At 69.1% G+C, this 10,110-nt stretch carries 9 protein-coding genes; 7 read left to right on the top strand and 2 right to left on the bottom strand.

Annotation, left to right across the window (positions count from 1 at the left end; all coding sequences use genetic code 11):
- Positions 1–97 precede the first annotated feature (97 nt).
- Complete coding sequence (locus Q0M60_RS01600) at positions 98–835, bottom strand: NAD kinase (RefSeq protein WP_296815077.1); 738 nt, start codon at positions 833–835, stop codon at positions 98–100.
- A gap of 50 nt (positions 836–885) precedes the next feature.
- On the bottom strand, positions 886–2,022 hold the full coding sequence (locus tag Q0M60_RS01595) for a DUF2336 domain-containing protein (protein ID WP_296815075.1): 1,137 nt from the start codon (positions 2,020–2,022) through the stop codon (positions 886–888).
- A gap of 145 nt (positions 2,023–2,167) precedes the next feature.
- Between Q0M60_RS01595 and Q0M60_RS01590 the strand changes: the two genes are divergently transcribed.
- From Q0M60_RS01590 to Q0M60_RS01560, 7 genes are all read left to right on the top strand, one after another.
- Positions 2,168–2,932: a class II aldolase/adducin family protein gene (locus Q0M60_RS01590; RefSeq protein WP_296815072.1), complete on the top strand. Its 765-nt coding sequence runs from the start codon at positions 2,168–2,170 to the stop codon at positions 2,930–2,932.
- Between the two features lie 101 nt (positions 2,933–3,033).
- Positions 3,034–3,690 (top strand): hypothetical protein, encoded by a 657-nt coding sequence (locus Q0M60_RS01585; protein ID WP_296815069.1) that lies wholly within the window; start codon positions 3,034–3,036, stop codon positions 3,688–3,690.
- 76 nt (positions 3,691–3,766) lie between these two features.
- Positions 3,767–4,882, top strand: a complete 1,116-nt coding sequence (locus Q0M60_RS01580; RefSeq protein ID WP_296815067.1) for an efflux RND transporter periplasmic adaptor subunit — start codon at positions 3,767–3,769, stop codon at positions 4,880–4,882.
- A complete protein-coding gene (locus Q0M60_RS01575; RefSeq protein WP_296815065.1) occupies positions 4,879–8,010 on the top strand; it encodes an efflux RND transporter permease subunit in 3,132 nt (1,043 codons plus the stop codon). The genes Q0M60_RS01580 and Q0M60_RS01575 overlap by 4 nt, the downstream gene beginning before the upstream one ends.
- Positions 8,011–8,016: 6 nt before the next feature.
- Positions 8,017–8,628, top strand: a complete 612-nt coding sequence (locus tag Q0M60_RS01570) for a carbonic anhydrase (RefSeq protein ID WP_296815062.1) — start codon at positions 8,017–8,019, stop codon at positions 8,626–8,628.
- Between the two features lie 209 nt (positions 8,629–8,837).
- Positions 8,838–9,029 (top strand): YdcH family protein, encoded by a 192-nt coding sequence (locus tag Q0M60_RS01565; RefSeq protein ID WP_296815059.1) that lies wholly within the window; start codon positions 8,838–8,840, stop codon positions 9,027–9,029.
- A gap of 89 nt (positions 9,030–9,118) precedes the next feature.
- Positions 9,119–10,110: TerC family protein (locus tag Q0M60_RS01560; RefSeq protein ID WP_296815056.1), on the top strand; the 992-nt coding region annotated here is incomplete at its 3' end.

The following is a 10,110-nucleotide window of genomic DNA, read 5'->3' as shown; positions in this document are numbered from 1 at the left end:
CGCTACGCTCCCACCCCGACGAGCGCATCTGGCTAGCTCCGGCGTAAGGACTCGTGACCGCTCCGGACGCGAATTGCTCGGCCAGGACGCGCTCCTCCTAGGTGCGGTCGGCGTCGAACCTCATTGTCATTCTCAGATCGCGCCGCTCGGCCACCTCCACCCGCACGACGTGCCGGACCTCGATGTCGTCGGCGACTGCGCTGACCGGCCGTTTGTCGGCTTCCAGCACTTCAAACGCCACCTGGGCGGTGTGGGGCAGCAGGGCTCCGCGCCAGCGTCTCGGCCGGAAAGCGCTGATCGGCGTCAGGGCCAGCACGCTCGCGCCCAGCGGCACTATCGGCCCGTGGGCGGACAGATTGTAGGCGGTCGAGCCGGCCGGCGTGGCCACCAGCACTCCGTCGCAGATCAGCTCCGCCAGCCGTACGCGGCCATCGACCGAGATGGACAGCTTGGCGCTCTGCCGGGTCTGGCGAAGCATCGAGACCTCGTTGATGGCCAGGCCGGTGGTCACCTCGCCGTCCCGTCCGGTCGCGCGCATCTCAAGCGGGTGGATGACCGTCGGCGTGGCCTCCGCGACGCGCCGGACCAGGTTGTCCTCCCGATAGTCGTTCATCAGGAAACCGACCGAGCCCCGGTTCATGCCGAACACGGGTGTCTTCAGCTTGAGCGCGCGGTTCAGGGTTTCGAGCATGAAGCCGTCGCCGCCCAGCGCGACGATCACCTCGGCGTCTTCCATGGCGACGTGGCCATAGGCGGCCACGAGCGCCTGACGCGCAGCCTCGGCCTCCGGCCGGTCGGCGGCCACGAAGGCCAGTCTGGGGGTGCTGGTGCTCATTCAGGGCGAGGCGAGCCCGAAGCCGTGCGGCTTGTCAACGAAGACCGGTGTCAGGCGGCCTTCGGCTCGACCGCTCGGCGAAAGGTGCGGGCCGCGGCTTCCGGGGCGAGATCGAAGACGCGGATGACGCGAATGTCGTACTGGGCGCCTCCCGGATGTCCCGGGGTGCGGGCCCGCAGTTCCGCCAGCATGGAGGGAAAGGCGGCGCGATCGATGCCCACGGCGGCGCAGGCCAAGGCCAGCATCTCGGCGTCCTTGGCCGAACTCGCGCGCCGGACGTCGTCGACGGCGAAGCCGCCCAGCACCGCCAGGGCGTTCTCGAACAGGCTGATGCGTCCCTCGCGGGCGGCGCGGACGACGTAGCCCGGCGTCAACTGGCCGGCGGCGTCGAGCTTGGCGATTAGCCGGCGCTCCATTTCGTCGCGCTCAGGATCTGGCGGCGGCGCCTGCCACTCCTCGGTCTTGGGATTGCCGGCATTAGCGGACCTGACCGCTTCGGCCACCGCGGCGTCCAGGGCGTCGATGTCGATCCGGAAACGCTCGCCGATGGCCTGGCGGAGCGCCTGGCCGACCCAGGCGTAGAGCTGCTGGGCGAGGTCCTCGGTGAGCTTGGGATGGCGGGTGAGCGGCGCCCGCAGGCCGGCGATGCGGCGCGAGGCCTCGACCAGTCGGCGGACGCCCGTATCGGAAATGTCCGCCGTTCCGTTGCCGGCCAGGGCGGTCAGGACCGCCGGCTCGCCCCGATCAAGAATGGCGTCGACGACGATGGCGCCGACGCGCGGCCGACGGGCGACCTCGATCTGGTGCTCCACCGTGGCCTCGACTAGCAGCCGGATCAGGTCCTGATCCTTCAGCAGCGGGCTCTTGGCGATAATCGGGCGCGCGATTTCGATCTCGTCGAGCGCCAGGACATTGATCAGCGAGGCCGGGGCCCAGGCGACGTCCGCCAAACGCTCCGACAAGGCCTTGCGGATGTCATGCTCGGCCTGCCGCACCAGGGTCAGGAAAACATCGGAGACGATCTCGTGGGCGCTGCGGATCTCGTCGGCCGAGCCCTCACACAGATCGGCGATGCCCATCAGCAGGCGGCGGCGGTCGTCGGGGACCCGGCTCCGGGCCAGCGTCATCAGGCGAGACTCACGGCTTTCGTGCGCGACGTCGTTCAGACTGAGTTCGACAGCGGCCAAGCGCCCCTCCGCCGGGTCACCTCGCGCGGCCTTTCCGCGCCCACGCCAACTTGGCCACAGCGCGTGAAGACAGCGTTAACGAGCCGGAAACCTTGACGCCGATCACCCACGGCGCGACGGTCGCCCGGCTTTGCAGGAGACGGTGATGGCCGACGGCGCAATGGTGTCCCTGAAGGACAAGGTGTCCGCCGAGGAGTGGCAGGCGCGGGTCGATCTGGCGGCGCTCTACCGGCTCGTGGCGCTCCACGGCTGGGACGACATGATCTTCACCCATATCTCCGCCCGGGTGCCCGGACCGGAGCATCACTTCCTGATCAATCCCTACGGCTTCTATTTCGACGAGATCACCGCCTCGTCGCTGGTCAAGGTCGACCTGGAAGGGCGCATCGTCCAGGACACCCAGAACTTCGTGAACCCGGCGGGCTTCACCATCCATTCGGCGGTGCACGCGGCGCGCGAGGACGCGCACTACGTCATCCACCTTCACACGGTGAACGGCGTCGGCGTCGCCGCCCAGGCAGAGGGTCTGCTGCCCATCAGTCAGAACGCCTGTCTGCTGCAGCATCAGGTCGCCTACCACGGCTACGAGGGTCTGGCGCTGAACCACGATGAGCGCGAGCGGCTTGTCGCGGACCTCGGCGACAAGCCGCTGATGTTGCTACGCAACCATGGGACGCTGGCGGTCGGGCGCACCGCCGCCGAAGCTTGGATCGGGATCTTCTTTCTCGAGCGCGCATGCGCCCAGCAGGTTGCGGCATTGTCGGCGGGGCGTCAGGGCGTGCTGATAGCGCCCGAAGCGGCTCAGGCGGAGACCAAGGAGCAGGGGCGGGGCATCGCCTTTGTGGCCGGACTCGCCTGGCCGGGCGCCCTGCGCCAACTCGACCGGCGGTCGCCCGGCTACGACGCCTGACGCTGCTGCTGGGCGGCCTGGCGGCGCTCTCCCCGTCAGCCGCGCAGGCCGGCGCCTGGTCGCTCCCGCAAGGGGACGCACAGGTCATCGCCAAGGTCGAGGTGCTGCGCGCAAGCCAGGGATTCGACCTCGACGGAACCCTGAGGGACCTACCCGCCCCACGTGAGGATGACGTCGCCTCGCTCTTTGCCGAATACGGCCTGACGGACACCCTTACGCTTCAGTTCAGGTCCGAGTGGCAACGCGGCCTCGACGCCTTCGCTGACTACGAGGGCCTGGGCCCGACCGAGATCGGTGTGCGCTGGCAGGCCTGGCGGGACGATCACAACGCCGTCGCCCTGTACGTCGGCTACGCAACCCCAGGTGAGGGCCGCAACGCCGGCTACGCCGCGCCGGGAGAAGGTGAGGGCGACTGGGAAGCCCGTGTGCTCGCGGGCCATTCCGGGACCTATGAATGGCTCGGCGGCCGCGCCTTCATCGAGGCCCAGGCGGCGCGCCGCTTCCGCTCAGGGCTGCCGGATGAAGCGCGCGGGGATCTAACCCTTGGGGTGGAGGCGGTCGACGGCTGGCTCATGCTCACCCAGGTCTACGGCGGCCAGACGCTGGACGGCGGTGAGGCCGCCTGGCTGAACGGCGAAGTGTCCGTCGTCCGCAGGCTCGGCGACTGGAGCGTGCAGGCGGGCTGGCGCGAACCCGTCGCCGGGCGGGAGGCCCCAGCGCAGCGGGGGCTGGTTCTCGCCATCTGGCGACGGTTTTGAACCGTATCTGCGTTGATTGCTGAGTCCGCTCGGCTTAATCCCTCCTGCCGAACGCCTCCCCCGGAGCCGCCCGTCTGTGTTCAAGCGTCACTTCTTTCTCGTCGCCGCGATCGCGCTCGTCGCCTTGATGCTGCTCGCCGCCGGGTTGCGGGCGGTCATGGGTGGCGAGGAGGCCGGCGGTCCGGGCGGTCCGGGTGGACCCGGGGGCGGCCGCGGCGGTCCCGGCGGCGGCCGGGCCCAGCAGGTCGAGGCCGTGGCCCTGACCCAGCGCACCTTCACCGACGGCATCCAGGCGCTCGGGGTCGCCAAGGGCCGCCGCTCGCTCGACATCACCTCGGCCACCACCGAACTGATCACGCGGGTCATGTTCACCGACGGCCAGCGCGTCTCGGCGGGCACGCCTCTGGTCGAACTCCAGTCGGGCGAGGAAGACGCCGACATTCTCACCGCCCGCGCCAACCTTGTGCAGGCCCAACGCGAGGTCGAACGCTGGCAAGAGTTGGTCGAACGCGGCGTCGCGCCGCGTGTCCAGCTGGAACAGGCCGAAACGGCGCTGGCGACGGCCCAGGCTGGCGTGGCGGCGGCCCAATCCCGGCGTGGTGACCGCATCATCCGTGCACCCTTTTCGGGCGTGATCGGCCTGTCGGACGTAACGCCCGGCACCCTGGTCAATCCCGGCCGGGTGATCGCCACCCTTGATGACATCTCCGTCGTGCGCGTCGATTTCCCGGTGCCCGAGCGCTACCTCGGCCGCATTCGCGCCGGGACGCCGATCACAGCGACCGCGGACGCCATGCCGGGCGAGACCTTCGCGGGCTCGATCTCTCTGATCGACACGCGAGTCGATCCCGCCACCCGGGCCGTCACCGCGCGGGCGGAGTTCGCCAATCCCGGCGGCCAGATCCGCCCGGGCATGCTCATGCGCGTGCGTGTTCAGCAGGGTGAGCGCCAGGCCCTCGCGGCGCCCGAGGCGGCGGTCCAGTTCGAGGCGGATCAGGCCTTCGTCTATCGCATCGCTGGCCAGGGCGAAGACCTTCAGGCCCAGCGCGTGGTCGTCGAGACGGGTGTTGTCGAAGGCGGCTTCATCGAGATCACCGGCGGTCTGCAGCCCGGCGACCGTATCGTCGCTTCGGGCCTGAACCGCATCCAGCCAGGAGCCCCCGTCCGCGTCGGCGGCGGAGCCCCGCGGTGACGCTCTCGGAAATTTCCGTCCGCCGCCCTGTCCTGGCGGCGGTCGCCGCCATCGTGCTGGTGGTGATCGGCGCGGCTGCCTTCTTCCTGCTGCCGGTCCGGGAGCTTCCGGACATCGACCCGCCGATCGTTTCGGTCTCGACCGACTACGGCGGCGCCTCGGCCGAGGTCATAGAGAGCCGCATCACCGAGCCGATCGAGCAGCAGGTCGCCGGGCTGCAGGGCGTCGAGCGCATCACGTCCTCGAGCCGCGACGGCCGCTCGCGCGTCACGATCGAGTTCTCGCTGGACCGCGACATTGACGCAGCCGCCAACGACGTGCGCGATCGCGTCAGCCGCGTGGCCGGCCGGCTGCCAGATCAGGCCGATCCGCCGCAGGTGGCCAAGGCCGACAGCGATTCCTCTCCGATCGTGATCGTCTTCTTCCGGTCCACGACGATGAACCGGCTCGAGCTGACCGACTACGCCGACCGCTATCTCGTCGAGCGCTTCTCCAACGTCCCGGGCGTCGCCGCCGTGCAGATCTACGGCGAGCAGCGCTACGCCATGCGCGTCTGGCTGGACCCCGCGGCCCTGGCCGCGCGCGGCCTGACCGTGCAGGACATCGAGTCGGCCCTGACCTCCCAGAACGTCGAACTGCCTGCCGGCTCGCTGGAATCCACCAGCCGCGACTACACCGTGCGCGTGGCGCGCAACTTCGCCAGCGCGGAGGACTTCGCGCGCCTGCCGGTTTCTGGCTCGGCTGCTGAGGGCGGCTACGTCACGCGCCTCGGGGACGTCGCACGCGTGGAGGAGGCCGCGGCCGAGGAGCGCCGCTTGTTCCGCGGCAACGGCCAGGACCAGATCGGCCTGGCCATCACCCGCCAGTCCCAGGCCAACGACCTGGAGATTTCGCGCGGCGTCGAGGAGGTGGTCGCCCAGGCCCAGGGGCTGCTTCCGGAAGGATCCGAACTGGTCATCGGCAGCGACAACTCGGTCTTCACCAAACACGCCATCGAAGAAGTGTGGATCACCATCGGCATCGCGCTGGTGCTGGTGGCGCTGGTCAACTTTATCTTCCTGGGCACCCTGCGCGCGGCCCTGATCCCGTCGATCGTGGCGCCCATCTGCCTACTTGCAACGTTCATCGTGCTGGCACCGCTCGGCTTCTCGCTGAACCTGCTGACCCTGCTCGCGCTCGTGCTCGCCATCGGCCTGGTCGTGGACGACGCCATCGTGGTCACGGAAAACATCCAGCGGCGCATCGACCACGGCGAGCCGCCGCTGGTCGCGGCCGGGCGCGGGTCACGTCAGGTGTTCTTCGCGGTCGTGGCCACCACCATCGTCCTGATCTCGGTGTTCGCGCCGCTGATGTTCCTGCCCGGCTATGTCGGCCGGCTGTTCGTCGAGCTGGCGGTCGCGATCGCTGCGGCGGTGGCCTTCTCGGCCTTCCTGGCGCTCAGCCTATCGCCCATGCTGGCGTCCAAGCTGCTGCGCCCGGCCAAGACGGAGGGATGGTTGGCCCGCAAGGTCGACGCGGCGATGGATGCACTGCGCCGCTCATACGCCGCCACTCTGGACCTGATGCTGGGCAAGCGCTCGGCCGCCTTCCTCGCAGGCGGCGCGGTGTTGCTCGTCGCCCTCGGCGCCGGCGCGCTGTTCACGGCCCTGCCCAACGAGCTTACGCCCGCCGAGGACCGCGGCCGTGTCATCGCGCGCGTCGAGGGTTCGGAAGGCGCCGGCTACGACTACACGCGCCAGGTCATGATGGAGCTGGAGCCGCTGCTTGCGGGCTATGTGCAGAGCGGCGAGGCTGAAGGTTACCTGGTCTCCGCCCCAGGCTTCGGCGGGGGCAGCTTCAACACGGGCAACGGTGTCCTCGTTCTGGCCGACTGGGGAGAGCGGAACCGGTCCGCCGACGAAATCGCCCAAGAGCTGAACGGCCGTCTCGGCGGCATCACGGGGGCCCGGGTCATGGCGACCACGCCCGGCGCCTTTCAGCGCGGCCCCGGCGGCGGCAACAGCATCGATTTCATCATCACCGGCGCCGACTATGAGTCGATGTACGCCTGGATCCAGCCGGTCTTCGCGGCGGCCCAGGCCAACCCCGGGCTGTCCCGGCCGCGGATCGACTATCAGCCCAACGCCCCCCGCCTGCTTGTCGATGTCGATCCTGAAAGGGCCGCCGCGCTCGGTGTCTCCTCCCAAGGGGTCGGCCGTACACTGGAGACCATGTTCGGGGGCCGTCGGGCCACGACCTACATCCGCGGCGGCCAGGAGTACGATGTCCTGCTCCAGACCGAGCGCGCCAACCGCCGTCAGGTCGAGGACCTGAACCTGCTCTATGTGCGGGGAGAATCGGGGGTCCTGACGCCGCTCTCGTCGGTAGTCGACACCCGCACCTCGGGCGACACGCCCGACCGGCGCCGACTCGACCGCCTGAGGTCAATCACCCTCAGCGCCGACCTGACCCCCGGTTACACGGTCGCCGACGCTGTCAGCTTCTTCGAGGAACAGGCCGCCGAACAGCCCCCGGGACCGATCGTCCGCTGGGGAGGCGCGGCGCGGGACCTGCAGGAGGCCGGCGGCGCCGTCGCCATCGCCTTTGGGCTGGCGCTGCTGCTCGTCTTCCTTGTGCTGGCCGCTCAGTTCGAGAGCTGGATTTCGCCCGCCGTCATCATGCTGACCGTGCCCCTGGCCGCCGCCGGCGGCCTGTTCGGCCTCTACATGGCGGGCTCCAGCCTCAACATCTATTCGCAGATCGGGCTGATCATCCTGATCGGCGTGGCGGCGAAGAACGGCATCCTGATCGTCGAGTTCGCCAATCAGCTGCGCGACCAGGGTCGAGCCATCCGCGACGCCGTGATCGAGGCTTCATCCCTGCGCCTGCGGCCGATCATCATGACCTCCATCGCCACGGCCTTCGGCGCCCTGCCGTTGGTGCTGTGGCAGGGCGCGGGAGCGGCCAGCCGCCAGACGATCGGCGTGGTGATCTTCGCCGGCGCCATCTTCGCCACCCTCCTGACGCTGTTCATCGTGCCGGTTTTCTACAACCTCCTGGCCCGCTACACCCGCTCACCCGAGCATGCGGCGCGTGAGATCGAGGCCTTCGAGGCCGAGGAGACGCGCGTCCGCCAACCTGCGGAGTAACAAGCCATGGACACCCTGATCGAAGGCTATCGCCGTTTCCGCGCGGACGGCTGGTCGGCCCACCGCGACCGCCTCAAGACTCTCGCGGACGAAGGCCAGCGTCCGACCGCCATGATTATCGCCTGTTCGGACTCGCGGGCGGACCCGGCCATGGTCTTCGACACCGCGCCCGGCGAGCTGTTCGTGGTCCGCAACGTGGCGAACCTGGTGCCCCCGTATCAGCCGGACGGCGGTTACCACGGGGTCAGCGCCGCGCTCGAGTTCGGGGTCAAGGTGCTGCAGGTCCCGAACCTGATCGTGATGGGCCATGCGCATTGCGGCGGCGTCAACGCGATGATCCACGGGGCGCCCGACATCGTGAAGGACTTCGTGGCTCCCTGGGTCGCCATGGCCCGGCCGGCGCTCGACGCCGCGCGCGCCTCGGGCGTGGCGGACGAGGATCTCCAGGCCGCGTGCGAGCACGAAACCGTCAAGGTGTCGCTCGCCAATCTCCGGACGTTCCCGTGGATCGCCGAGCGCGAGGCCGATGGCCGCCTGCGGCTCCACGGCCTGAGGTTCGCCATCGCCGATGGCGTCCTGGAACGGCTCGGCGACGACGGCGCCTTCTCGGCTGTTTGAGCGCGCGGCTACAGAAGTCGTTGGCGGTCGGCGCGAACCTTGACCTCAGCGGGTCGGCTCCCTAGCTTGCTTCTGCGGCCCGGGCCCCTCTGGCGATCCCCACGATCGTGATGTCGGACCGCATCGAGCGTGCTCGGTGCGTGACGGGGCTCCCCCTCCACCCTCTCCGCCATTCGCCGGGCACGCTCCTCAACACAGAGGAGACGACCATGCTGCACATCCAGCTCTATCGCGCGCGTCGACGCCATCAGGCGTTGGCCGAGGCGATCGATGAAGAGACCCGCCGCCTCGCGCCCAGCGCCGAGCGGCTGGCCTATCTGAAGCGCCGCAAGCTGATGGCCCGCGACGAGATCGCTGCTCTTGAGCGGGCGATGGACGCGCCGGCGCCGCAACCGGCCTAATCCAGCCTTCTTCACGCCTGGCCTCCGGCCGCCGCGCGCGGTCGGAGGCCTCTTCGCGCCTGAACTCTCAAATCCCAGAGACCTGAACGATGGAATTTCTGCTCGCCGAACAGCTCGGCAAGCCGGCCTGGATGTGGCTGGCCTTTCTCTCGATCGTGGGCGTCCTGCTCGCGCTCGATCTTGGTGTCCTGCACCGGGGCCAGCGCGACATCGGCGTGCGCGAAAGCCTGCTGCTCTCGGCCGGCTACATCGGCGTGGCGCTGCTCTTCGGCTGGTGGGTTTGGGCAGAGCTCGGGCCGGAGCGCGGCATGGAGTACCTGACAGGCTTCGCGGTCGAGAAGAGCCTCGCGATGGACAACGTCTTCGTCATCGCGATGATCTTCGCCTTCTTCGCGATCCCGCGCCACCTGCAGCACCGCGTGCTGTTCTGGGGCATTCTCGGCGTGATCGTGCTTCGCGCCCTCATGATCGGCGTAGGCGCCGCGCTCGTCAGCGAGTTCTCCTGGGTCCTCTATATCTTCGCGGCCTTCCTGGTCCTGACCGGGATCAAGATGCTGGCCTTCGATGGCGGCCATAAGGACGTCGGCGACAATCCGCTGGTGCGGTTCCTGCGGCGGCGCATGCGCGTCACCAGCCAATTGCACGGCGAGCGTTTTTTCGTTCGCCTGCCGGATGCGAAAGGCCGCCTGGTGACCTGGGCCACGCCCATGTTCCTTGCGCTGGTTCTCATTGAGATCGCCGACGTGATCTTCGCGGTCGACTCCGTGCCCGCGATCTTCGCGATCACCACGGATCCCTACATCGTCTACACCTCGAACATCTTCGCCATCCTGGGCCTGCGGGCGCTGTACTTCGCGCTGGCGGAGGTCATCCACCGCTTCGCCTATCTCAAGCAGGCGCTGTCGATCCTGCTGATCTTCATCGGCGGCAAGGTGTTCGTGGCCGACATCTTCGGCATGGAGAAGTTCCCGGCCGAGTGGTCGCTGGGCATCACCGGCGCGATCCTGGCGTTCGGCGTGATCTGGTCTCTTTGGCGCACGCGTGCGCCGGCCGCGCCGGCCGAGGCCGGCGCGGCTTGCAC

This window comes from Brevundimonas sp., assembly GCF_024711105.1.
Taxonomy (GTDB): Bacteria; Pseudomonadota; Alphaproteobacteria; order Caulobacterales; family Caulobacteraceae; genus Brevundimonas.
This window is presented reverse-complemented; position numbering and strand designations above follow the sequence as displayed.